Origin of the sequence: Pseudomonas sp. BS3782 TE3695 (genome assembly GCF_050435305.1) — a bacterium.
Lineage (GTDB): Bacteria > Pseudomonadota > Gammaproteobacteria > Pseudomonadales > Pseudomonadaceae > Aquipseudomonas.
In genome coordinates this window covers 6,027,323-6,052,384 of sequence record NZ_JBNDKB010000001.1, presented here as the reverse complement: position 1 = coordinate 6,052,384, position 25,062 = coordinate 6,027,323, and the positions used below count along the sequence as shown (strand labels likewise).

Here is a 25,062-nt window from a genome sequence, read left to right as displayed (position 1 = left end):
AATTATCCTCAGTCCCGCATTTCGGTCTGGCGTTCGACAGGGTCGATCAGCACGGCTTTCTGCTGGCGCACCAGCAGGTCGAGAATTTCATCCTGGCGCTCGCCAAGAATCCCCGAGAAGCTGATGCCGCTGGATTTGGTCGGGGCGAGCATCGACACGCGATACAACTCCACGCTCAGCGGCGAGTCGATGGACAGCGGTCCACTGCCATTGGCGGCCAGTTCACCGCCGACCACGATCAGCGACACCTGGGCGTCGAACGGGTCGAGCTTGATGTCGCGGTCGGTATCGGTCAGGTCTTTGATGTGCCCGTAGACACCGGTCAGGCCGTTGGCCATCGAAATGTTTTCGTACAGGCGAATGTTCACGCTGTTACGAATACGGATGCCGTGGCGTTTGTTGTTGATCACCTTGTTGCCCCACAACAGGTTGTCAGCACTCTCATAGAGGGTGATGCCATCGGTGTGGTTCTTGTAGATCTCGTTGTAGGCGATCAGGTTGTTCACGCTGTTACGGTCGATCACCAGGCCCGACAACTTGTTGTCGTAGCTGCGGTTGTTGAAGATGAAGCTGTCGTTGACCTCACGGGAAATAATGATCCCGTGCTTCTTCCTGGTCCCGTACACCGTGTTGTCGGCGATGATCAGACCGTGGGAACGGTCATGGGGGTCGATGCCGTAGACGATGTTGTCTTTGTAGGTGTTGCCCTTGACCACGAAGTCGCGGGTTTCGTAGCAGTAGAAGCCGTACCACATGTCCGAGAACTCGGAGCCGACGATCCAGCCGGACGGTTCCGGGCGCTTGAGCACCTTGGCCATGTTCGGCGTGTATTGGGAAATACTCACGCCGTAGGACTTACTGTTGGCGTAACCGAAACTGGCAATCTTGCTGTTGGCAATATAGGTCTCGGTGCCACCCCAGGACAGCAGGAACGGACGGAATTCCTTGGGCGACTTGAAGGCCGCCGGACCGTTTGCCTTTTCGCTCCAGCCCGTGATTTTGGTATCACGCACGAACAGCTGGCCGTCATTGACCAGGAACGAACCGGCCTCTTGGGACAGGCGCAGTTCCTGGGTCTGCTTGTCGATTTCCAGAATGCCCTTGTTACCCACCACGATCGGCAACTTCGCCAGGAACACGCCCGGCGAGGTTTCGCTGAAGTACTGCTTGGGCAGCTTCTTCGCCAGGTCCTTGAGGTTCATGTAGCCATCGTCGATGAAGATCGCCTGCGGGATGCCATGCTGACGCACCACCCACTCGGCCATCTTGTTATCGCCGCCGATGAAGTCCTTCAGGGCGTTTTCCTGCATCATCCGGCGCACGCTGATCTTGCCGGGTTTGGTGCGCACGACTTTCGCGGCGATGGCTTCGGCGGTGTAGCCAGAGGTGTCCGGCAGTGTCGGCTTGGCCAAGTCCAGCGGCGCGGTGGGCGCGCTGCTGACGGTGTAGGTCTTGGCCTGTTGCAGCCCCTTGGCCATGGTCGTCGGTTTTCCCGCTTGCACGGGCTTGGCCGGTTCGACGGCGGCGAAGGCGGCTGCGCTGGCGAGCAGCAGCGCGCCGGCCAGCAGGCTGATCGAGCCTTTCTTGGCGCTGTTCATGTCGGGCACTCCCTTCGCGGTTTGCATCAGAAGCGCCAGACCACGTCGACAAACGCGCGGTGCATGTACGAGTCGACTTCTTTGCCATAGGCATCGCCAGGCTTGAACACACCGCCACGGAACCGCACCAGAGCCGAAGGCTCGTCGATCGACTGGCTCAACGCCGCCGGCAACAGGCCTTGCTTGAAGTACTTGGTGACCACCAGGTCCATTTCCTGACCGAGGTCTTTGTTGCCATCTTCCAGCGGCAGCGAAGTGCTGGAGAGGATGGCGCCGGTCACGTCGTCGGTATTGTTTTCGACGGCGTTGATGCCATTGCTGCCCACCGGCTTGTTGCCGTCCACGCGCCAGAACTTGTGGTAGATCAGACTGGCGTCGTATTCGTCGTTGAGCATCCACGAGCCGAACAGGGTAGCGGTCTGCATGTTGTTCATTTCGCCACGGAAGGCTTCGCCGAAACGGTGAACCCGCGAGCGTGTACCGGTGTAATTCGAGCGATTGCTTTCCAGGCCGGTCTGTTCGTACTCGGCGCTGGCACGGGCATAGGCCGCACCGACTTGCCACTGCGGATCGAGGCGCAAACGCAGGCCGATATCGGTGGCCCAGCCATTGAGGTCTTCACCGCGTTTGGCTTCGGTGGGGCGCGTGCCATCGGCGTTCAGCGGGTTGACCGTGTCGGTGTCGCCGCTCATGCCGGTGATGCTGCCCCAGTAATTGACGGTGTTGGTGTTGCGCCAGTTATAGGCGTCGCTGTCGGCGGTGAGGCCGAGCCAACTGATGTCACCGTTCTGTTTCTTATCCAGCGAATCGCCGGCAACGCCCGGCTCCGGGTAGTCGAGCTTGCCGTCATCGTGGGTGTGATGACCGCGAATGCCGACCCAGTTACCCGGCGACCATTGAGTGGCAACGTCGCCGAAAACGTGCAGGCGATCCTCATCCTTGGGTGCCAGCTCTTTCAAGTCGGTGCGGTATTCGCTGAAGCGTTCGGCGATACCGACGTTGGCGCGCAACAGGGTGGTGTCGAAGGTCCAGTTCAGGGCTTCGATGTTGGTGTCGCGCCATTGGCCGTCGTCGTTGCGCAGGCGTTGGCGACCGAGCTTGAGGATCTCGCCAGGGTAGGGCGTGAGGCCGCTGTAGCCGACCCAGAACTCGCGCATCGCCAGGTAGTTCTTCTTGGTTTTGCGATCACCGTTGTCGGTGGTCTGGGTACCGTCGCTGTCGGACTGTTGCAGGGTGTCCGTTTCGATGATGTCGGTGGACGTTACGGCCTGGCCCATGGCGTAGGCACTCCACGCGCCGCTTTCGCCGTACACCCATGGACGCAGGTCGAGGCCGACGCCGGAAACGTCGCCGCCGCTGGCAGTGCCCAGGTCACGGTCGTCTTCGGACTGGCCGGTAATTTTGACTTCGAGGCCGAAGTTCTTGTCTTCGGTCATGGCTGCCAGGGTCGGGCACGACCACAGCAGGGCGAATGTCAGGCCAATACCGGCCTTCACGAATGGATTGAGCTTCATAGGGATTCCTCGCCGTCTTCTTCTTGCAGGGCGTGCAGTTCCAGCGTGTCCGGACTCACGGCACTACGAATGGCCTGTTCTTGTTTCAACAGGCGTTGGGCCTCGGCCAGCCGGTCAGGCGGCAGTTGCGCTTCGATGGTTTGCGCAAGCTCATTGGCTTGTGGGGTGTTTTGAGCCTTCGCCAATTGGCTGAAGACATAAGCGTTGACCGGGTCGGGTCGGGTGCCCTTGCCCTGGGAGAACAGTTGGGCAATGGCGAAATCGGCGCTGTTCTGGCCGTTACGCGCAGCGGTCAGCAGGTGATCCAGGGCTTTTTGCGGATAGACCTTGCCCAGGTAACCACGACGGTAAATCTGGCCGAGGTAGTAATCGGCGGCGACTTCCCGGCCGACGGCTTTCTTGAAGTGCTCTTCGGCGACCTTGGCGTCGGCCGGCACCATTTTGCCTTCGAAGTAGAGCTTGCCCAGCAACAGTTCGGCACGCGGCTGGTCGGCGGCGCGACCGTTGTCCAGGTACTTCATCATGGCGTCGACATCACCCAGTTCCGGGAAGTCGTAGAGCAATTGCGCCAGGCTGACCCAGGACGCCGGGTAGCCAGGTGCAATGCCTTCGAGCAGCGACTGAGCGGTTTTCTCGTCGGTCTTGCCCAGGCTTGCATCGCCCAGTACGCGAGCCACGCTGTCCACCCGTTGCGCAGTGACGACGCCACGGCTTTGACCCGCCTGCATCTGCTTGATCAGTTCTGCCTGTTGCTCTGGCTGGCCGCGTTTCTGATAGACCGTGGCCAGTTCGACGTAGCAGATGTCGGTGGTGTTCAACGCTGCTTTGCAGATTTTTTCCACGTCATCCAGATGCTGGTCGTAAGTGCCCTGGGTGCGATAGAGCAGCACTTGCGCCAGACCGGCTTCCGGTTTGCCTTCGGTGCGCCATTGGCTGATCTGCTGCTGGGCGTTGACGTTCGGGAAACTGTGCGGGTATTGCAGGTACAGCATCGCCAGCGGGATCAGGGTGTTGCCTTCGCCATTGGCCGAGGCTTTCTTCAACAGCGCTTCGGCTTCGTGGTGTTCGGCTTCGGTGGCACCGGGTTTGGCCACCAGCAGACGACCCAAGCGAGCCTGAGCCCGCGGCGAAACGCTGGCTGCGGCGCGATAAGTTGCCTCGGCCTTTTTGATTTGCGCCGGGTCATGGCTGTCGACCTGCAGATCGGCCAGGCCGACCTGAGCTTCGCTGTAACCCAGGTCTGCCAATTGCTGGTAGTTCTGCGCCGCCAGCGTGGTGTCGCCACGCTTGAGGGCTTCATTGGCCAGACGCTGGTCGGGCAGGCCGGCGCAACCGCTAAGGCTCACCGCTAACGCCAGTGCACAGAATGCACCCTTGTGGGAGCGGGCTTGCTCGCGAAGCAGGCGCTGCGGAGCATCAGGCAGACCGTGTTGATCCCTTCGCGAGCAAGCCCGCTCCCACAAGGTGTGCGGTGTGTTCAGGATTTTTGTGATGGTCACGGGCATGTCCTCTGTTTAAAGACCGGCGGCCATGGCTTTGTTGATCAGCCAGCTCAGGTTCGGGCCACGAGTGCTGTTCACTTCCACCGGGCGACCGGCGAAGGCGCTGTCCAGTGGCTCGTCTGGTTTGATCTGCACGCGGATGTCGGATGACAGGTCGGCGCTTTTCAGGCTGGTGCTGCTGACAATCTTGCCGGTACGGGTTTGGTCTTCGCCGGCGATCTGGAAGCTGACGGTGGTGCCAGGACGCACGTCGCCGAACTGGCGATAGGAGAAGCGTGCTTCAACGTTGGCTTCGGTGTTACGCGGCACCAGTTGGAAAATCACATCGCCTTTGCTGGCGTACTGACCGTTAGCAACCAATTGCTGAGCCACGGTGCAATCGCACGGCGACGTCAGGGTGCCGGTCATTTGCTTGCCGAACAGTTCTTCAACCTTGGACGGTTGCAGTTGACCTTCGTCCAGATGGCCCTTGAGTACGTCGAGCATGCTGGTGCTGAAGGTCGCCAGTGGGGCGCCTTTGGCGGCAACGCCGTCAGCCTTGATCAGGCTCTGCACGGTGCCGTCGCGTGGCATGGTGATGTTCATTCCCTGCACGCTGACCAGACCGGCCTGGGCGTGGCTGACGAAGTACATGCCGTACACCGATTTGAAAATGAAACCGAACGCCACCAGGCCGACCACGAAGATACCGGCGCTGAAAGTCACCGCTTTCAGACGGCCCAGCGCAGTCATGCCGTGGTCGCCATCCTTGACTTTGCGCGCCTTGGTGAAGTTGTCGCGCTGCAGGGTCGCCAGCATTTCACCCACGCTGACGATGTCGCCGGCCAGGTGCGAGGTGATCAGGTGGCGCAGGGTGGAAATGTCACGGGGTTCCAGGTTCTGGAACTGGCAACCGGTGCGACCGGTCTGGCGATCCACGGAGCGGATTTGCAATTCCACGTCCATGGCCAAACCGAGGTTATCGATCACGAATTGCAGGCGAGCCTTGTGCACATCGCCGACTTTCAGCGGCAGCTGACCGGCGTTGAACGCCAGGCCGCCAGCGGAAAGGTCGATGAGTCGGGCTTCGACCGGGGTCCGGTCAGGGCCGAAGAAACGCAGCTTGGCCGGGATTTTCACGCGAGCGTGTTGGCGCTGGGCTTCGGATTCGTGCACTACGTTGGAGTTGACGGCGGTATTCATATGGGCGATTTCCTAGTTAATTCAGGCGAGTTCGGTCAGACCATCAGCAGCAGCACGGCGACAAAAATGCTGCCGGCGGAGAAGGTCATGGTCCGAGACGACCAAGTGTTGAACCAACCTTGAAAGCTGGCGAGATCACGGGTCAGGGAAGTGGGCTGGCGACTCCAGGACTGTCGGTCGAGGCGGAAGAACACGTAGATCTTCACCAGCGCGCCGACGATCTGGTTGTAATAGAGAATCGCCGGGTAAGCCGGGCCGATCCGGTGACCGGAGCAGGACAGCAGCACCGTCAGGATCAGGCGGGTGATGCCGATCCACAGCAGGTAAACCAGGATGAACGCGCTGCCGTACTTGAAGGTGGCGATGATCGCGACGGTCAGGCCGAGCAGCGAGGTCCACATCGACACGCGCTGATCGAACAGCACCACCGATGTGAATGCACCAAGGCGCTTCACACCAAGGCCCAGGGCGCGGGAGTTCTGCCGCAGGTTGTTGCCGTACCAGCGGAACATCAGTTTGCGACTGGCCTTGATGAAGCTCTTTTCCGGCGGGTGTTCCACGGTATGGATCGCGGCATCCGGAACGTAAAACGTGTCGTAGCCCAAACGCATCAAGCTGAACCAGCTCGACTTGTCGTCACCGGTCAGGAACTTGAAGCGGCCCAGGCGCCAGTGCTGCAGCGAGTCGCTTTCCACATCGGCGATGAAGTCCGGGTTGGTGACCACGGAGGCGCGGAATACCGACATCCGGCCGGTCATGGTCAACACGCGCTTGGACAGGGCCATGGAGCACATGTTGATGTGGCGCTGGGCGAATCGCAGTTTGTGCCATTCGCTCATGATGTAACCGCCGCGTACTTCGCAGAACTCGTTGGTGGTCAGGCCGCCGACGTTGCCGAACAGCTGGAACCACGGCACGGTCTTGAGCACAACGCCTTCAGCCAGCACGGTGTCGCCATCGATCACGGCAACCACGGCGCGGTCGTCCGGCAGGTGGCGTGAGATGGCGCGGAAACCGTAGGCAAGGCCATCGCGCTTGCCGGTGCCGGGAATGCGCACGAAGTCGAGCTTGACCCGTGGCGGTGGGTTCATGCGTTTCCAGAGGCTCTTGACCAGCAGCTCGTCGGACATTTCGACGATTGAGCACACCACAGTGGTCGGCAGTTCGCAGTCAATGGCCTCGCGGATCACCGAGCTATAGACCTGAGCGGTGGTCAGCGCGTCGATGCGGAAGCTGGTGACCATCAGAAATACATGGGACGGGTCTGCCGCTTTGCCCAGCTTGCGCACTTTGCGCCGCAGGTGCGGGTAGACCACGTACAGAAACAGCATGCCGCGCAGAAAGTGCGTGGCACCCATCGAGTAGCGCCAGATACCGACGATACCGATCAGGAAGATAAAGTCCTTCGACTCGGAGTCGAACGTGGACGCAGGCAACGCCATGGCGATGCCCATCAATAAACTTAGGTAAAACAGCCAACCGGCGGCCTGAAGTAGGCCGTGCTTTAGCCTGTGCATAATCTGCATCCGTCTCGATCTCGGGCGAGCCTGTGGGGTGGCCCGATGGGGTTAAGGCAGGCCTGTGAAAACTGGCGAGGGTCATGTAGGAGCTGCCGAAGGCTGCGATCTTTTGATCTTGATCTTCCGGGTTCACTCGGGACTCAAGTGACCCGGGAAAGATCGCAGCCTCGCTTCGCTCGACAGCTCCTACACCGCGTTCACGCAGTTGTTGCGTGTCGCCGCACGGTTACCAGCAGATGCCTTCAGTCCGGCCGCTCACGCTGGTGGCTTTGGACATGAAGCCAACCAGGTCGACCACTTGCTTGCCGTGTGGAGCTTCCAGTGCCAGGGCGCGGAATTTCTCGTCACGGTTGCCCAGGATGATCACGTCGGAATTTGCGATCACGTCGTCAAAGTCGGCGTTGAGCAAGGACGAGACGTGAGGGATTTTCGACTCGATGTAGTCCTTGTTCGCACCGTGGACACGGGCGTATTCGACGTTGCTGTCGTAGATGCTCAGGTCGTAACCCTTGCCGATCAGCATTTCCGCCAGATCGACCAGCGGGCTTTCACGCAGGTCGTCGGTGCCGGCCTTGAAGCTCAGGCCCAGCAGGGCGACTTTGCGCTTGTCGTGGCTGGAGACGATATCGAACGCGTTCTGCACCTGGGACTCGTTACTGCGCATCAGCGAGTTGAGCAGCGGTGCTTCCACGTCCAGGGAGCCGGCGCGGTAGGTCAGGGCGCGCACGTCTTTAGGCAGGCAAGAGCCGCCGAACGCAAAGCCTGGGCGCATGTAGTACTGGGACAGGTTCAGCGTCTTGTCCTGGCAGACCACTTCCATCACTTCGCGACCATCGACACCGACGGCTTTGGCGATGTTGCCGATCTCGTTGGCGAAGGTCACCTTGGTGGCGTGCCACACGTTGCAGGTGTACTTGATCATCTCGGCAACAGCGATGTCCTTGCGGATGATCGGTGCGTCGAGTTCTTCGTACAGCGATTGCAGAACGTCACCCGAAGCCTTGTCGAACTCGCCGATAACGGTCATTGGCGGCAGGTCGTAATCGGCGATCGCGGTGCTTTCACGCAGGAACTCAGGGTTGACCGCTACGCCGAAATCGACGCCGGCTTTTTTGCCGGAGCAGTCTTCGAGGATCGGGATCACCACGTTTGCCACGGTGCCCGGCAGGACGGTGCTGCGAACCACGATGGTGTGGCGGGTGGTCTTGTCACGCAGGACAAAACCGATCTCGCGGCACACGGCTTCGATGTAGTTCAGTTCCAGATCGCCGTTCTTCTTGCTCGGCGTACCGACGCAGATCATCGACAGGTCGGTGTCGCGAATCGCCTCGGCGAAGTTGGTCGTGCCGCGCAATTTGCCCGTCTCGATGCCCTTGTGCAGAAGTTCGCCCAAACCCGGTTCAACGATCGGCGATTTACCTGCGTTGATCATATCGATTTTGTCTTTGGCAACATCGACGCCAACGACGTCATGGCCCCGTGCAGACAGGCAACCGGCACAGACTGCGCCGACGTAACCCAAACCAAATATGCTGATGCGCATCGCAATTACCTCTCAGTTAATCAAACCTGTGTTCATAAGCCATTACATGGCCGGAGTTAATGGTGTTCAGCGGTCATAGTGCACTCGCAAGTGCGGCCTTAAAGGCGTCACAATGCCGGGTGCAGGCATACTAAGTTCCGAGTGTCTAAATAAGTGCACTCAAGATGTGCGCAACCAGGCCTTATTGTTATGACGTGCCCTGTTATGCAGCCGACCCTCTAATCAGAGGACGTTCGTGCAAAGGTCTTGCGCGCTCAATGCCAGGCCCGAAAGCCCGTAAATCAAGCGGTTGGGTGCTCAGGTGAGCACGTTTATAGGGGCGCAGCCGTGGCCTTGTAGGGGATAGTAATGGTGCGTTATCTCCTGTCCTTCATGTATTGCCCAAATAAGTGATCAGTAAGCCTAAGTGAGTGTGACAACTTCGCTATAGGGATCTCTTGTCTGTGTAAGTTATCTCGCACAATCACCGAGAGAATCGTTACCGGTGGTATGAGCGGCGCATTTGGACATAGTTCCTGTCCGCCCATCGCGAATTCCGAAATTTCTTGAAATATTGAAAAAGATGGCACTGCTTTCATATTGATAGCACTTGCCGTTTGGCCCTTTATATAGGGGGTTATTATTGCGTTGGATACTTTTTTGCCACCATGCGTAAAAAAGTTGAGTGCCACTACGGAAAAAAATGATCCATGTCGAGTGAAACTAAAGTTAGAAAATGAACTGATAGTTTTTTGGCGCCAATAAAGCGGCGAAAAGGCGGGGTATTGTTCGAGGTTCAAAGGGAGGGCGCACGACGAAGTTATCGTTGTCGTGCGCCGATCAAGCGCGGTTTTATTATTGCGGTGCGTGATCGCGCAGGAATACCAGATTGTCCGGTTTAGACTGTTCGACGCTGTAGCGATAACCCTGAACGTCGAACTGCTTGAGGGCGGCCGGGTCATTGATGCGTTCTTCAATGACGAAGCGACTCATCATCCCGCGGGCCTTTTTCGCGTAGAAGCTGATGATCTTGTACTGGCCGTTCTTCAGATCCTTGAATTCGGTATTGATGATGCGTGCATTCAAGGCGCTGCGTTTGACTGCCGAGAAGTACTCGTTGGAGGCCAGGTTCAGCAGCACGTCATCGCCTTGATCGGCCAGGGCTTCGTTCAGCCATTCGCTGATCCGCGTACCCCAGAAGGCGTACAAGTCCTTGCCACGGGCATTGGCCAGTTTGGTGCCCATCTCCAGCCGATAGGGCTGCATCAGGTCCAAGGGGCGCAACAGGCCATACAGGCCGGAGAGCATGCGCAAGTGCTGCTGGGCGTAATCGAAATCGGCTTCGCTGAACGTTTGTGCGTTCAGGCCGGTGTACACATCGCCCTTGAATGCCAGCAACGCCTGCTTGGCGTTGGCAGGGGTGAAGGCCGGGGTCCAGCTACCGAAACGCGCGGCATTGAGGCCGCCGATCTTGTCGGAGACGTGCATCAGCTCGCTGATCTGCGCTGGCGTCAGGTCGCGCAGTTGCAGGATCAGTTCCTGGGAATGGTCGAGGTATTGCGGCTGAGTGAAGCGCTGGGTCGCCGGCGGTGTTTCGTAATCAAGGGTCTTGGCGGGGGAAATCACCATCAGCATGAAGTCGTCTCCTTTAATCGTGGCGGCGATTCTAGGGGGTTGTCCTTGTTGACTCCAGCTATGGGTGTCATAGGTGATCGGTGGTGTAACCAGGTTTTGTGACAGAGAGATCCTGTGGCGAGGGAGCTTGCTCCCGCTCGAGCGCGAAGCGGTCGCAATACAGGCGCATGTGTTTTTTCTGAAGGAATGCATGTGTTGGTTTGAGGGCTGCTTCGCAGCCCAGCGGGAGCAAGCTCCCTCGCCACAATGAGATCGGCTGCTGCTGCGGGAATGTGAGCGGGATCGGCTATAGTGCCGCGCGGGTTTTGTTATGGAGACATCCCATTGCGTATCGTTTTTCTATTCTCGGCCTGGCTCTTGAGTTTTGGCGCCATCGCCGCGCCGGGCGATGTGGCGACGCTGGATCGCAGCACCTGGCCTGAGCCGCTCAGCAGCCCGACGCTGTTTGACGTCGCCTCGCGGGCCGAAATCCTCATGTTCGCCCGGGTTCTGCTGGCCAGTGAATCGCTGGATGAAGCGAGCCTGGCTCAACGCCTGGGCCTGCGCACCCTCAATCTCGAGTCGGTCAACCAACTGCGCCAACGCCTGTGGCAGCGTTTGCTGACCAATTACAACTTCGCCCAGCAAAGCTGCGATCAAGATGCTTCTTTCTGTTTCCTGGTCGAGGACATGGCCACCTTGCGTGAGCAAGCGGCGAAGTTTCAGGTGAGCGATGACAGCTATTACATCAAATGGGCCGAGCCGAGCCGGTTGTTCCACGCCCAATACCTGGACGAGCAGCTGCGCAAGGCCGCGCTGTTCCCGCAGACCAGCAGCGAAGTCGATCGTTTTGGTGACTATGAGCGCAATGGCGAGGCCATGAATGATCGTCTGTTCCTGTTGACCTTCGACAGCGCTGCCAATGCCATGCCAGACAACACCGCCTGGGTCACCGAGTACCTGCGCAAATCCAACATGAGCGCTACGTTCTTCGTCCTCGGCAAGGACATTCAGGCCCGCTTGGCCGACCGTTCGGTGGCCAGTCTGCAAGGGACTTATTCGCAGCAATGCGTGGGCGTGCAAGGCTGGGAGTTTCGTTCCCACAGCCACTGGCAAGACTGGCAGGACTCGGTGCGACGCAGCGTCGAGCTGGTCAAAGGCAAGCTGCCGGAGAATTACGTGCCGCTGTTTCGCCCGCCCGAGGGGCAGCGCCGGTCCGATGCCGAGGGCTTCTTCACGTCTCAGGGCTTGCAGGTGGCATTGTGGGACATCGATGCCCAGGACGGCGCCGGCAAACTCAAGGGCAACCAGAGCGCACAACGGGTATTGACCCTGATGCTGCTGTGGCGGCACGGGGTGATCAATTTCAATGTGAAGCAGGATGCGCTGAAAACGGCGATGCCCTGGCTCATCACGCAAACGGCGCCGAGCGGGATCGGTTGGGCAGACTGTCAGGACGCGTTGCGCTGAAAACGGCAAAAGACCGCAAACATTGGGTGAGGGGCGATTTTTAGAGGGAAATCGGTGCAGGCGGACTTCCGACTTTAACGGCACATTGCCTGCACGCCAAGGGCTATTCGTCACTCTGAAAAATAAACTTCAAAAAAGCGTCAAAGTGCTTTTTTCTGTCACAGGTTTTGGAGTATTACGAAGACAGACCGCCGAAACCTGCAACACAGGTGGCGTCTCCCAAGACCCAGTTTGTGTGCAGTTCACTTGACTCCTCGCAGGTGAATTCGGCGGCCACTTCGAGGCGCAGCACCGTTATGGTATTGCGTCGACTGGCTCCCACAAAGGTGACCGAGTATGGATGATCACGGACGTAGCCCTTCTTCCAACCAGCCAATCCTTTATGTACTCGATACCAACGTATTGATTCACGATCCAAACGCCCTGCTTAATTTCGAAGAACACCACGTCGCCATCCCGATGACCGTGCTTGAAGAGCTGGACAAGCTCAAGAGCGGGCATCACAGCGTGGCTGCGGAATGTCGCCAGGCGATTCGCCTGATCGACAAAACGTTGGGCGATGCCAGCCCCGAAGATGTCGAACTGGGCGTACCGATCCAGCGCGGCAAGAGTGGGCCCAAGGGTTTGCTGTCGATTCTGATGAGCAAGCGCACTGAGCCGAACATCATTCTGCCCGAGCATCTGAACGACAACATCATCATCAACCAGTTGATCGACCTGCGCGCACGCGATGCAGAACTGCCCGTGGTGCTGGTCACGAAAGACATCAACATGCGCCTCAAGGCCCGGGCTTGCGGGATTGCGGCCGAGGACTACAGTACCGACCAGTTGGTCGACGACGTTTCATTGCTGCCCAACGGTTATCACAACATGACCGGTTCATTCTGGGATCGGGTGAGCAAAGTCGAAACCCGGCAGGATCATGGCCGCACCTGGCATCAGGTGCAGTTGATCGACAACCTGCCTGCGGTACACGTCAACGAGTTCATCATCGACGAACAGGGCTTTGTCGGCTGGATCAAGGAAATCCAGGTCGACAAGTTGCTGATCCTCGACCTGCATCAGGAACCTCTGTTGCACCAGGAAGCCTGGGGCCTGAAACCGCGTGACATCTATCAAAGCCTGGCGCTGTACGCCTTGCTCGATCCGGACATCCACCTGGTCAACCTGTCTGGCGCGGCCGGTTCCGGTAAAACCATCCTGGCCCTGGCGGCGGCCATCGAGCAGACCATGGTCAGCAAACGCTACCGACGCATCATCGCCACCCGTAGCGTGCAGGGGCTGGACCAGGAAATCGGCTTCCTGCCCGGCACCGAAGCGGAAAAAATGGAGCCTTGGCTCGGTGCCATCACCGACAACCTCGAAGCCTTGCACATGGATGACGAAAGCACCCATGGCAGCGTCGATTACATCCTCAGCAAAGTGCCGTTGCAGTTCAAATCCCTCAACTACATCCGAGGCCGCAGCTTCCAGCAGAGTCTGATCCTGATCGATGAATGCCAGAACCTCACGCCGCACCAGATGAAAACCATCATCACCCGTGCCGGCGCCGGCTCCAAAGTGGTGTGCCTGGGCAACCTGGCGCAGATCGACACCCCTTACCTGTCCGCGACCAGCTCCGGGCTGACGTACTTGACCGAACGCTTCAAGGACTTCCCCAACGGTGTACACATCACCCTGCAAGGGGTGCCACGCTCGATTCTGGCCGAATACGCCGAATCGCATCTGTAATCGCTTCAACAGAACCGGGCGGCCCAAAGCCGCCCGGTTTTTTATACCCGACGAATCCCCATTTTTCATGCCGGATGAAATCTCTGTAGGAGCTGCCGAAGGCTGCGATCTTTTGATTTTCGCCATTAAAAGCAAGATCAAAAAATCGCAGCCTTCGGCAGCTCCTACATGGGGTCGATGGTGATCCGATAATCAAACGTGCGGAAATTTGACCCGCAGGTTTACAATCGATGCTTCTGATCAGGAGTATCCCTGTGCTGACTCATCTCGATTCCCAAGGTCGCGCCCATATGGTCGACGTCACTGAAAAAAACGTGACGTTCCGTGAAGCGACGGCCCAAGCGCTGGTGCGCATGCTGCCCGAAACCCTGCAGTTGATTGTCACGGGCGGCCATCCCAAGGGTGACGTGTTCGCCGTGGCGCGAATCGCCGGCATCCAGGCGGCGAAGAAAACCAGCGATCTGATTCCTTTGTGCCACCCGTTGATGCTCACCGGCGTCAAGGTCGAACTCAGTGCCGAAGGCGACGACACCGTGCGCATCGTGGCGTGCTGCAAGTTGTCCGGGCAGACCGGCGTCGAAATGGAAGCGCTGACCGCCGCCAGCGTCGCGGCGCTGACCATCTATGACATGTGCAAGGCCGTGGATCGCGGTATGACCATCGAGAGCGTGCGGCTGCTGGAGAAACTCGGCGGCAAGAGCGGCCATTTTCGGGCGGATCAGCCATGAAACTTACCGTGAAGTTTTTCGCCCGCTACCGTGAAGCGCTCGGTGTGGACTCGGTGAAGGTCGAAGGTGATTTCGCCACGGTCGATGATGTGCGCACGCTGCTGGCCCAACGTGACGGCGCCGAGGTACTGAGCGAGCAAAACCTGATGTGCGCCCGCAACGAAGACCTCTGCCAGCTCGACGAGCCGGTGAGCGATGGCGATGAAGTGGCGTTTTTTCCGACCGTGACCGGGGGCTGAGCCATGGCGATTCGCGTGCAGTCCACACCGTTCGATCCGGGTACTGAAGTCAACGCCATGCACGCAGCTAATGTGGGTGTTGGTGCGGTGGTGAGTTTTGTCGGCTACGTGCGCGACTTCAATGACGGCCTCGATGTCGCCGGGATGTTTCTGGAGCACTACCCGGGCATGACCGAAAAAGCCCTGGGCAAGATTGCGGTGGAGGCCGAACAGCGCTGGCCACTGTTGAAGCTGGAAGTGTTGCACCGCATCGGCGCGCTTGAGCCGGGCGAGCCGATCGTTTTCGTCGGCGCCGCCAGCGCCCACCGTCAGGCGGCATTCGATGCCTGTGCCTTCGTCATGGACTATCTGAAAACCCGCGCGCCGTTCTGGAAGAAAGAAAACACCCCTGACGGGCCGCGTTGGGTAGAAGGGCGTGACAGCGATCATGCGGCGGCGGATCGATGGAAGCACTAGGCACTCGAACCGTCTTCACGGGCTCGATTCTTGAAAACAGTGGAAAGTTAATCCGTCCTTAACCGGTTTATCGTTTATTCCTTGTGGCGAGCGAGCTTGCTCGCGTTGGGCTGCGTAGCGGCCCCAAAATCTGAGCGCTACGCACTCAAGCGAGAGCAAGCTCCCTCGCCACAGGTTTCTCATTGACTCAAGACTCTCGTGAACAGCATTGGCGCCCGAAGGCCAGGTTCAGGGGCGGTTCAAGGCTCTCAAAGATCGGGTCAGCGTGTAGACTTGCGGACAATATAAGATCGATAAGATCGCATTGCCGCCCGTTGGCATATCGAAGACAACATCAGTGCGGAACAGCCGCTGCAAGCGCAGCCGCTGACGAGCTGATCTACGGACACAAAAGGGAAACGCGATGAGCGAGGAAATCATGCGGTTGGGGCGTGAACGACGCTATCTGGTGTTGCTGGGCGTTATCTGCCTGGCGCTGATCGGTGGCGCGCTGTACATGCAAGTGGCTCTGGGCGAGGCACCGTGCCCGCTGTGCATCCTGCAACGCTACGCGTTGTTGCTGATTGCGCTGTTCGCCTTTATCGGCGCAGCGACGCGCACCCGCCGCAGCGTCACACTGTTTGAAACGTTGGTGGTGATCTTCGCCATTGCGGGCGCCGGGGTGGCCGGGCATCACGTCTATACCCAGTTTTACCCGGCGGTCAGTTGTGGCGTCGATGTGTTGCAGCCGATCGTCGATGGCCTGCCGCTGGCGAAGATCTTCCCGCTGGGCTTCCAGGTCGATGGCTTCTGCTCTACGCCGTACCCGCCGATCCTCGGCTTGTCCCTGGCACAGTGGGCACTGCTGGCCTTCGTGTTGATCGTGGTGCTGGTGCCGCTGCTCATTTCGCGTAACCGCAAAGCCCTGCGCTGAGTCTGTTCGCCATACCGTTGCAGGCAAAAAAACGCCCCGGTTCTCGTTGAGAGGCCGGGGCGTTTTGCATACTCGCAGGTCAGGTAAAAAGACCTTGATGCTCGACAAGACTGGGTGCGATACGTATGCGACATGTTGTCACAGCTTGAGTGTCGCAAGGCATTTCAAATCGCTGATTAAGGACATCACTTTGCAACAAAAACCTGCTTTTCCAGGCTTTGTCGGTTTCAGCGGTCGTCAATCGAAACAGGCAGTTTTAACAGGGCCTGGCAAATTGCCAAAGCCCTTGTCGCATAGGGGGTAGAGCAGGGTCGAAGACGAGCGTAGAGCCTTGGAAGCTGTCTGAATTTCGCTTGGTAGACCTACTATTTTTGGTGTTTTTGTTGAGAATGAATTTCGATACCATGGCGCACTTTTGCAAAAGCCGTGAATGATTGTTGTCGGATTGGATATAAATTATTTCGGGATGAGACATGGTTTATGAATCGCTACATATCTACAATCGCCCGCACTGAATTCCCGGCACTGCTCTCCCTTACTCAGGTGCATGAGCAGAATCTGGGTGTCGAGAGGCCCGATGGCTTCATGCGGCACCCAAGTGTCGGTGCCTTCCGACTATCCGCACCAAATGGAATTGGTCTGTAACAAGGCCCTTGACCACGAATTCGAATAAGAACTCACCGCAGGCCCCAGCAATTGTCGAGTAGCGTCTGACGCGCGACGGGCAGGCCCTTATTCAATCCAAGAAAAATGCCAACCCTTGGCAGGGTGAAGTGTTGGCGATCAAAACCCAACTGCATTGCGCAAGCTGCTTTAGAGGTCGTGAGATGAGTAAAAACAGGTACCCCAGACTACTAGGCTTATTGCCGCTGCTCGGCACGTTGTTGCTGGGAGGCTGCAACATGACCTTGCTCGATCCCAAGGGCCAGGTCGGCCTGGATGAGCGAAACCTGATCATCACCGCAACGCTGCTGATGCTGTTGGTCGTCGTGCCGGTCATCGTCATGACCTTCCTGTTCGCCTGGAAATACCGCGCCTCCAACAAGGACGCCGTCTATACGCCAAAATGGTCCCACTCCACCAAGATCGAAGTCGCGGTGTGGACTATTCCGGTTCTGATCATCATTGCTTTGGGTTACATCACCTACAAGTCGACCCACGCCCTGGATCCTTACAAGCCGCTGGAATCCGACGTCAAGCCAATCACCATTGAAGTGGTCGCGCTGGACTGGAAGTGGCTGTTCATCTACCCGGAACAAGGCATCGCTACGGTCAACAAGATCGTGTTCCCGGCGCACACGCCGATCAATTTCAAGGTGACTTCGGACGCCGTGATGAACTCGTTCTTCATTCCGGCCCTGGGCGGTCAGATCTACGCGATGGCGGGCATGCAGACCAAAACTGCACCTGATCGCCAACCAGAACGCTGAAATGGACGGTATCTCCGCCAACTACAGCGGCGCGGGTTTCACCGGCATGAAATTCAAGGCGATCGCCACTTCTCAGGAAGATTTCGACGCCTGGGTAAGCGAAGTCAAAAAGGCACCTAAACAGCTTGAACAAGCTGAATACGCAGCCCTTGCCAAGCAAAGCCAGAACAACCCAGTCGAGCTCTACTCCTCGGTCACGCCGAACCTGTTCCAGATCATCGTCGACAAGTACGAAGGCATGAAACCGGGTCCGAAGGTCAAGCACGAGAAGAAAGAGAAAGAAGTGGCCGCTACGCAAGGAATGGACATGAACTCGCATTCAGCTGCCGGGGCAGAGGAGTAAACGATGTTTGGTAAATTAAGTTGGGAAGCGGTCCCGTTCCACGAACCGATCGTGATGGTAACCATCGCCATGATCGCGCTCGGTGGTCTGGCGCTGTTCGCTGCAATCACCTACTTCAAGAAGTGGACCTACTTGTGGACCGAGTGGCTGACGTCGGTCGACCACAAGAAAATCGGCGTGATGTACATCATCGTCGCCATGATCATGCTGCTGCGCGGTTTTGCCGACGCCATCATGATGCGTACCCAGTTGGCCATGGCCACCGAGGGTTCGCCTGGCTACCTGCCACCTGAACACTATGACCAGATCTTCACCGCCCACGGTGTGATCATGATCATCTTCATGGCGATGCCATTCTTCACCGGCCTGATGAACCTTGCTGTGCCGCTGCAGATTGGCGCGCGTGACGTTGCCTATCCGTTCCTGAACTCCCTGAGCTTCTGGCTGCTGGTTTCCGGCGTGGTGCTGATCAACCTGTCCCTGGGCGTCGGCGAATTCGCCAAGACCGGCTGGGTTGCCTATCCGCCGCTGTCGGGCCTGCAATACAGCCCGGGCGTGGGGATGGATTACTACATCTGGGCGCTACAGCTATCCGGGCTAGGTACGACGCTGACGGGGGTCAACTTCCTGGCCACCGTGCTGAAAATGCGTACCCCGGGCATGAAGCTGATGGACATGCCGATCTTCACCTGGACCTGCACCTGGGCCAACGTCCTGATCGTGGCTTCGTTCCCGATCCTGACCGCTACCCTGGCACTGCTGACACTTGACCGTTACATGGATTTCCACATTTTCACCAATGAACTTGGTGGCAATCCGATGATGTACGTCAACCTGTTCTGGGCCTGGGGTCACCCCGAGGTTTACATCCTGATTCTGCCGGCGTTCGGGATCTTCTCCGAAGTCATCTCGACCTTCACCGGCAAGAAACTGTTCGGCCACCACTCGATGATCTACGCCAGTGGCGCGATCTCGATCCTGGGCTTCATGGTCTGGTTGCACCACTTCTTCACCATGGGTTCGGGTGCCAGCGTTAACGCCTTCTTCGGTCTGGCGACAATGCTGATCTCGATCCCGACGGGGGTGAAGCTATTCAACTGGCTGTTCACCATCTACCAGGGCCGTCTGCGTTTCACCAGCCAGGTTCTCTGGACCCTGGGCTTCATGGTGACGTTCGCCATCGGCGGCATGACCGGCGTACTGCTGGCCATTCCGGGTGCTGACTTTGTTCTGCACAACAGCCTGTTCGTGATTGCGCACTTCCATAACGTGATCATCGGCGGCGCGGTATTCGGCTACATCGCAGGTTTCGCCTTCTACTTCCCGAAAGCGTTCGGCTTCAAGCTGCACGAAGGCTGGGGCAAGGCAGCGTTCTGGTTCTGGATCAGCGGCTTCTTCGTCGCGTTCATGCCGCTCTATGCACTGGGCTTCATGGGCATGACTCGTCGTCTGAACGCCACCACCAACCCTGAGTGGGTACCGTACCTGTACGTTGCCATGTTCGGTGCGGTGATGATCGCCGTCGGTATCGCCTGCCAACTGATCCAGCTCTACGTCAGTATCCGTGACCGCAAGCTGCCGCAGAACATGTGTGAACACGGCGACCCGTGGAATGCCCATACCCTGGAATGGTCGACTTCCTCGCCACCACCGTTCTACAACTTTGCCGTGCTGCCAAAAGCAGAAACCATCGACCCGTTCACTGAAGCCAAGGAAAACGGCACCGCGTACAAGGCTCCGGCCAGGTACGAGCCGATCCACATGCCAAACAACACCGCCACCGGTGTGGTCATGGGTGCTCTGTTGACCGTGTTCGGTTTCGCGATGATCTGGCACATCTGGTGGTTGGCCATCGCAAGCCTGGTCGGCACCGTGGTGTACTTCGTGATCCACGCTGCACGTGATGATCAAGGCTATATGGTGCCGGTCGACGTAATCGAGCGCATCGAAGCCGAGCAGCACAAGCGTCTGGTAGCGGCCGGGAAAGTTCCAGCCACCGCCACCCGTGTTGAAACCTCGTTGGAACAGGCTTAAACCATGTCGAACTTAGTGACCAATGCTGGACACACCCATGTCGATGGACATGGGCATGATGACCATCACCACGACTCGGGCGAGATGACCGTATTCGGTTTCTGGCTCTACCTGATGACCGACTGCATTCTGTTTGCGTCGATCTTCGCGGTGTACGCGGTACTGGTTAACAACGTAGCGGGTGGCCCGTCGGGCCACGACATCTTCGAGCTGCCATACGTACTGGGCGAAACCGCTCTGCTGCTGTTCAGCTCGATCACCTACGGCTTCGCCATGCTGGCGTTGTTCAAGGGCAAGAAGAACCAGGTACTGGGCTGGCTGGGCATGACCTTCCTGTTCGGTGCCGGCTTCATCGCCATGGAGATCAATGAGTTCCACGTACTGATCGCCGAAGGCTTCGGCCCTAGCCGCAGCGGCTTCCTGTCCGGGTTCTTCACCCTGGTCGGCACCCACGGTCTGCACGTGACCAGCGGTCTGATCTGGATGGCGATCATGATGTATCAGGTGCAGAAAAACGGCCTGACGGCGACCAACAAGACCCGTCTGAGCTGCCTGAGCCTGTTCTGGCACTTCCTGGACGTTGTGTGGATCTGCGTATTCACGGTTGTTTATCTGATGGGGACTATGTAAATGGCTAACGCTCATTCCCACGATGGTCACGAAGCCAACCACGGCAGCGTAAAGTCCTACGCCATCGGCTTCATCCTGTCGGTGATCCTGACCGTCATTCCTTTTGGCCTGGTGATGTACCCATCCCTGCCGAAAGCCATGACCCTGTGGATCGTTCTGGCCTTTGCTGTGATCCAGGTGCTGGTGCACCTGGTTTACTTCCTCCACCTGGACCGCTCGGCCGCCCAGCGTAACAACGTGGTTGCGTTTGTTTTCGCCGCGATCGTAATCGTCCTGTTGGTCGGCCTGTCGCTGTGGATCATGTTCAGCATCCACACCAACATGATGGCGAAGTGAGGTAAGTCCGCATGTCCCTCAAGCACTTTATCCAAATCACCAAACCGGGGATCATTTTCGGTAACGTGCTTTCTGTGGCAGGCGGATTTTTCCTGGCCTCCAAAGGGCATGTCGATCTGGCCATCTTCCTGGCCGCCATGATCGGCACGTCCTTGGTGGTGGCTTCCGGTTGCGTATTCAACAACTGCATCGACCGCGACATCGACCTGAAGATGGAACGCACCAAGAACCGTGCGCTGGTCCAGGGTCTGATCTCCCTGAAGCTGGCCCTGGCTTTTGCGACCATCCTTGGTGTTTTCGGCGTTGCACTGTTGTACAAGGTGGCCAACCCGTTGGCTGCGTTGTTCGCGGTGATCGGTTTCGTCATCTACGTCGGTTTCTACAGCCTGTACCTCAAGCGCAAGTCGGTTCACGGCACGCTGGTGGGCAGTCTGTCGGGGGCGATGCCGCCGGTGATTGGCTACGTGGCTGTGACTAACAGCTTCGACATGGCCGCACTGACGCTGCTGGTGATGTTCAGCCTGTGGCAGATGCCGCATTCCTACGCCATCGCGATCTTCCGCTTCAACGATTACCTGGCCGCATCGATTCCGGTGCTGCCGGTCAAGCGCGGAATCGAAGTGGCCAAGAAGCACATCCTGCTCTACATCCTGGCGTTCCTCGTGGCGACCTTGATGCTGACCTTCAGCGGCTACGCCGGCATGAGCTACCTCGCCGTCGCCGCGGCCATGGGCATGTACTGGTTGTACATGGCCTGGACCGGTTACAAGGCAGTGGATGACACGGTCTGGGCACGCAAGCTGTTCGTGTTCTCGATCTTCACCATTACCGCGTTGAGCGTAATGATGTCGCTGGATTTTAAAGTGCCGAGTGAGCTGTTGCTGACTTACGCGCCTTAAGCGTCGGATGCTGTAAAAAAAGCCCCGCCCTTCGAGAGAAGGGCGGGGCTTTTTATTGGGTTGTTCTGATAGACCGCGTCGCCACTTTCGCGAGCAAGCCCGCTCCCACACTGGATCGGTGTTGCCACATTTTTTGTGATCGATGCCGAGCCAATGTGGGAGCGGGCTTGCTCGCGAAGGCTGCGATGCGATGTAGCAGAAAAAAGTTAATAGGCGAACACGCAATAAAAATCCCCGCGCTGATGGCGGGGATTTTTGTATTCAGCGTTTAGCGTTACTGCGCGGCGATGCTGTAGCCATCGAACGCGGTTTGCTGCTGAAGCGCGGTGATGATGTTCTTGCGGTTGACCGCTTGTTCGGTCCCGGCATTGTCCAGGAACGTTTCGCTTTCCAGCTCGGCTTCATCGCCTTCGCCGACGAAAGTGAAGCCCAGGAACTCCAGTGCTTCACGATCAACGTTCAGGCGCGAGCGCGGGGTGCGCAGGGGCAGGGTGACGCTGATGCCGTCCTTGCTGATGGTGAACACTTCGACGTCTTTCTTGGCGCGAGCCGCTTTGCTTTTGCCGCTGCTCGGGTTGCTGATGGCCTGGTGAGTCTGGTTCAGTACCTTTAGCGCCAGGCCATAAACGATTTCCTGGAACGCCGGGTCGTCCTTGAAGCTCGACAAAATGCGGCTGATCGGGAATTTGCTGCTCAGGTCTTCCAGGGCGGCAATGTCGGCCGCTTCGGCGTCTTTCAATTGCTTGAGTTTGCCCATCAATTCGTAGGCTTTATCGTCGTCGAAGCTGTCGTGAGCCTGGCGAATCGCGGCGCGCAGTTCGCGGATCTGGTCGCTTTCCCGGGTGGATTGAAATGCATCCAGAACCATCTCGCTGATGGTCTTGGCCTGAGGCACGTGTTGTGAAAGATTGATGGAGTTTTCGTATTCCGCTTTGGACGACAAGGTGACTACGGATTCAGCGGTATTGGAATCGGACATTGAAATTTCACTACTTCTTTTAACTTGGATTGAGGCGAGAAAGCACGAGGCCTTTTCAGGCCGCCTAATCTATTGGACCGAGACTGCGTTGTCACGGATGAACAGGCGGCTGGTCAGCATTTCTAGAGAGAGTTTTTAGACCGAACCACCCATTGCTCCGCCGTTTGCTCATCCACCGGCAAGGAGAAGCGAAAAGTCGCGCCGCGTCCGGGCACATCGATCAGCTCGATCTCGCGACCGTGCAATTGCAGGATCCGGTGCACGATCCGCAGCCCCAGTCCGCCATCGCGCCGTGCGCCGCCAATGTTGAACGGGCGCAGGAACAGACCTTCGCGCAGTTCGGGAGCGATTCCCGGGCCGGTGTCGCTGATGGTCACTTCGACAAAAGATCCCTGTGGGCGCAGGCTGAGTTCGATTTCTCCACCTTGGGGCGTATGACGCAGCGCATTGTCGAACAGGTTGGTCAGCACCCGCTCGATCAACCCAAGATCTGCGCAGGCCGCCGAGACATTAGGGGCGAAAGTGGCCTTGAGTTCGATCTGGCGCGCTTCGGCGCTGAGTTCGAATTTCTGGAAGATGTCCTGCACCAGATCGGTCAGCGAAAAGCGCTCCAGCACCGGTTGCACGAAACCATGTTCCAGGCGCACCAGTTCCAGCAACGATTGCGCCAGGCCACCGACCTTGCGGCTCTGATCCAGGGCAATCCCCAGATAACGACGGCGATCGGCGGGGGACAATGTCGCGTCCTTGAGCGACAAGGTTTCCAGGTAACCGTGCAGCGAGGCCAGCGGTGTGCGCAGGTCGTGGGAGATGTTCGCCACCAGTTCGCGACGTTCCTGATCCTGACGGGTCAGCGAGTTCCATTGTTCACCGAGGCGCGCTTGCATCTGCCGAAAGGCCGCATCGAGGATCGCAATTTCATCCTGGCTGGCGGCTTTTTCTACCGGTTCAAGCTCTGGTCGGGGCGAGGCGGACGGAACGCCATTGATATCGAACTGACTGACTTTCTCGGTCAAACGGCGCAATGGCCGAGTGATCAGGCCAAATGCCGTGAGGCCGGCAATCAGGCATAGCAACGCCACCAGCCCAATGGATAACAACGCGGTATTGAGCGCCGCGCTGGTGGCGCCGCGTTCGGCGAAGCGATCATGCTCTTCACTGAGCAACACCACATACAGATAACCGGCCAGCTGACCATTGACCCGCAACGGCGCAGCGCTGAACACCTTGCGAGCATCGATACTGCGCGGATCGTCGCCGAGAATCGGCAGGGCCTCGCCTTTGAGCAAGCGCTGGATCGGCGCCAGATCGACCTGCTCCCGGCGTATCCGGCCTTCAGGCGCGGCGCTGCCGACAATTCGGCCTCCGGTGTCCAGCAGATAAACCTCGACACTGGGATTGACCAGCATCAGCTGGCTGAACAATTCACGCACGGCATTGGGCATCGGGCCATTGCGATCCATCAGCACCGTGTCTCGGGCGATGTGTTGCGCCAGATCCCGCGACAGCCCTTGCACCACTTCCAGTTCATGCATGTGGTTGGAACGCACCTGCAACCAAGCCGAAGTACCGCAGCACACCAGCAACAACACGGCGAACACCAGGGACAGGCGTTGGGTCAGGGTCAATTTCATGGCTGATCTGCGCTCATCGCGAATTTGTAACCACGTCCCCACACAGTGAGGATGCGCGCCGGTTGAGCCGGATCGGCTTCGATCTTGGCCCGCAGGCGGTTGATGTGGGTATTGACCGTGTGCTCGTAGCCTTCATGGCTGTAGCCCCACACCGCGTTGAGCAGGTCCATGCGCGAAAAAACCTTGCCAGGCTGGCGAGCGAAGAAGTACAGCAAGTCGAACTCTCGCGGCGTGAGGTCAAGACGACGGCCATCGAGGGCGACTTCACGGGTGATCGGGTCGATGGACAGGCCATCGCTGATCAGGCTGCCAGCATCCATTTTCAGGTTGCGGGCCATGGCGTCGACCCGTCGCAGCAATGCTTTGACCCGTGCCACCAGTTCGAGCATGGAAAAGGGTTTGGCCAGGTAATCGTCGGCACCCAGTTCCAGCCCCAGAATGCGATGGACTTCGCTGGAGCGCGCACTGGTGATGATGATCGGTGTGTAGCGGGCCATGGCCCGGGCGCGGCGGCAGATTTCCAGGCCGTCGACGCCGGGCAGCATCAGGTCGAGGATCAATGCGTCCCAGCTTCCTTGCTGCAGCAGGCGCATACCCTCATCGCCGTCGGCGCAATGCACCACCTCGAACTGCTCATCGCGAAGATGCAGGCAGATAAGGTCGGCGATGTGCAGGTCGTCCTCGACCACCAGGACGCGTTTGGTCGGTTCCATGGAGCTCAATCCCTTGTGACGCAATGAACAACATTGTGCGGCTTTTCGTGAGGCTCAGTTATCACGAATTGTTTA

General features: G+C 58.3%; 20 protein-coding genes and 1 pseudogene. 11 read left to right on the top strand and 10 right to left on the bottom strand.

The window, feature by feature from the left end:
* Window positions 1-8 precede the first annotated feature (8 nt).
* The 7 genes from algG to yaaA all read right to left on the bottom strand — a co-directional run bounded on the left by algG (window position 9) and on the right by yaaA (window position 10,473).
* Window positions 9-1,598: a mannuronan 5-epimerase AlgG gene (gene algG / locus ABH909_RS27425; protein WP_429439160.1), complete on the bottom strand. Its 1,590-nt coding sequence runs from the start codon at window positions 1,596-1,598 to the stop codon at window positions 9-11.
* 26 nt (window positions 1,599-1,624) lie between these two features.
* Window positions 1,625-3,112, bottom strand: a complete 1,488-nt coding sequence (locus ABH909_RS27420; protein WP_429439157.1) for an alginate export family protein — start codon at window positions 3,110-3,112, stop codon at window positions 1,625-1,627.
* Entirely contained in the window at window positions 3,109-4,617 is a 1,509-nt protein-coding gene (algK, locus tag ABH909_RS27415) for an alginate biosynthesis TPR repeat lipoprotein AlgK (RefSeq protein ID WP_429439154.1), read from the bottom strand. The genes ABH909_RS27420 and algK overlap by 4 nt, the downstream gene beginning before the upstream one ends.
* A gap of 9 nt (window positions 4,618-4,626) precedes the next feature.
* Window positions 4,627-5,796: a PilZ domain-containing protein gene (locus ABH909_RS27410; RefSeq protein ID WP_429439151.1), complete on the bottom strand. Its 1,170-nt coding sequence runs from the start codon at window positions 5,794-5,796 to the stop codon at window positions 4,627-4,629.
* A 35-nt stretch (window positions 5,797-5,831) separates the two neighbouring features.
* On the bottom strand, window positions 5,832-7,313 hold the full coding sequence (alg8, locus tag ABH909_RS27405; RefSeq protein ID WP_429439148.1) for a mannuronan synthase: 1,482 nt from the start codon (window positions 7,311-7,313) through the stop codon (window positions 5,832-5,834).
* A 229-nt stretch (window positions 7,314-7,542) separates the two neighbouring features.
* Window positions 7,543-8,859: a nucleotide sugar dehydrogenase gene (locus ABH909_RS27400; RefSeq protein ID WP_429439146.1), complete on the bottom strand. Its 1,317-nt coding sequence runs from the start codon at window positions 8,857-8,859 to the stop codon at window positions 7,543-7,545.
* A gap of 834 nt (window positions 8,860-9,693) precedes the next feature.
* Entirely contained in the window at window positions 9,694-10,473 is a 780-nt protein-coding gene (yaaA, locus tag ABH909_RS27395) for a peroxide stress protein YaaA (RefSeq protein WP_429439143.1), read from the bottom strand.
* 324 nt (window positions 10,474-10,797) lie between these two features.
* Between yaaA and ABH909_RS27390 the strand changes: the two genes are divergently transcribed.
* The 11 genes and pseudogenes from ABH909_RS27390 (at window position 10,798) to cyoE (ending at window position 21,661) form a co-directional block, all read left to right on the top strand.
* Window positions 10,798-11,922 (top strand): polysaccharide deacetylase family protein, encoded by a 1,125-nt coding sequence (locus ABH909_RS27390; RefSeq protein WP_429439140.1) that lies wholly within the window; start codon window positions 10,798-10,800, stop codon window positions 11,920-11,922.
* A 336-nt stretch (window positions 11,923-12,258) separates the two neighbouring features.
* The gene (locus ABH909_RS27385) at window positions 12,259-13,653 is read left to right on the top strand and encodes a PhoH family protein (RefSeq protein ID WP_429439137.1); all 1,395 of its coding nucleotides are present in this window, start codon (window positions 12,259-12,261) and stop codon (window positions 13,651-13,653) included.
* A 254-nt stretch (window positions 13,654-13,907) separates the two neighbouring features.
* On the top strand, window positions 13,908-14,381 hold the full coding sequence (moaC, locus tag ABH909_RS27380; protein WP_218398742.1) for a cyclic pyranopterin monophosphate synthase MoaC: 474 nt from the start codon (window positions 13,908-13,910) through the stop codon (window positions 14,379-14,381).
* Window positions 14,378-14,620, top strand: coding sequence for a molybdopterin converting factor subunit 1 (moaD, locus tag ABH909_RS27375; protein WP_047292675.1), 243 nt, complete (start codon window positions 14,378-14,380; stop codon window positions 14,618-14,620). The genes moaC and moaD overlap by 4 nt, the downstream gene beginning before the upstream one ends.
* Window positions 14,621-14,623: 3 nt before the next feature.
* Window positions 14,624-15,076: a molybdopterin synthase catalytic subunit MoaE gene (gene moaE, locus ABH909_RS27370; RefSeq protein WP_429439133.1), complete on the top strand. Its 453-nt coding sequence runs from the start codon at window positions 14,624-14,626 to the stop codon at window positions 15,074-15,076.
* 403 nt (window positions 15,077-15,479) lie between these two features.
* Entirely contained in the window at window positions 15,480-15,989 is a 510-nt protein-coding gene (locus ABH909_RS27365; protein WP_429439131.1) for a disulfide bond formation protein B, read from the top strand.
* 827 nt (window positions 15,990-16,816) lie between these two features.
* A pseudogene (cyoA, locus tag ABH909_RS27360) lies at window positions 16,817-17,762 on the top strand (ubiquinol oxidase subunit II).
* A gap of 3 nt (window positions 17,763-17,765) precedes the next feature.
* Window positions 17,766-19,796: a cytochrome o ubiquinol oxidase subunit I gene (gene cyoB, locus ABH909_RS27355; RefSeq protein ID WP_429439128.1), complete on the top strand. Its 2,031-nt coding sequence runs from the start codon at window positions 17,766-17,768 to the stop codon at window positions 19,794-19,796.
* Between the two features lie 3 nt (window positions 19,797-19,799).
* Complete coding sequence (locus ABH909_RS27350) at window positions 19,800-20,426, top strand: cytochrome o ubiquinol oxidase subunit III (RefSeq protein ID WP_095633373.1); 627 nt, start codon at window positions 19,800-19,802, stop codon at window positions 20,424-20,426.
* Window positions 20,427-20,762 (top strand): cytochrome o ubiquinol oxidase subunit IV, encoded by a 336-nt coding sequence (gene cyoD, locus ABH909_RS27345; RefSeq protein WP_095633374.1) that lies wholly within the window; start codon window positions 20,427-20,429, stop codon window positions 20,760-20,762.
* A gap of 11 nt (window positions 20,763-20,773) precedes the next feature.
* Window positions 20,774-21,661, top strand: coding sequence for a heme o synthase (gene cyoE / locus ABH909_RS27340; RefSeq protein WP_007896421.1), 888 nt, complete (start codon window positions 20,774-20,776; stop codon window positions 21,659-21,661).
* A 274-nt stretch (window positions 21,662-21,935) separates the two neighbouring features.
* Here cyoE and ABH909_RS27335 read toward each other — a convergent pair whose 3' ends face one another.
* The 3 genes from ABH909_RS27335 to ABH909_RS27325 form a co-directional block, all read right to left on the bottom strand.
* On the bottom strand, window positions 21,936-22,640 hold the full coding sequence (locus ABH909_RS27335) for a hypothetical protein (protein WP_429439125.1): 705 nt from the start codon (window positions 22,638-22,640) through the stop codon (window positions 21,936-21,938).
* Between the two features lie 122 nt (window positions 22,641-22,762).
* Window positions 22,763-24,274 carry a sensor histidine kinase gene (locus ABH909_RS27330; RefSeq protein ID WP_429439123.1) on the bottom strand — a complete coding sequence of 504 codons (1,512 nt, stop codon included), beginning with the start codon at window positions 24,272-24,274 and terminating at the stop codon, window positions 22,763-22,765.
* The gene (locus tag ABH909_RS27325; RefSeq protein ID WP_429439120.1) at window positions 24,271-24,987 is read right to left on the bottom strand and encodes a response regulator transcription factor; all 717 of its coding nucleotides are present in this window, start codon (window positions 24,985-24,987) and stop codon (window positions 24,271-24,273) included. The genes ABH909_RS27330 and ABH909_RS27325 overlap by 4 nt, the downstream gene beginning before the upstream one ends.
* Between the last annotated feature and the right edge of the window lie 75 nt (window positions 24,988-25,062).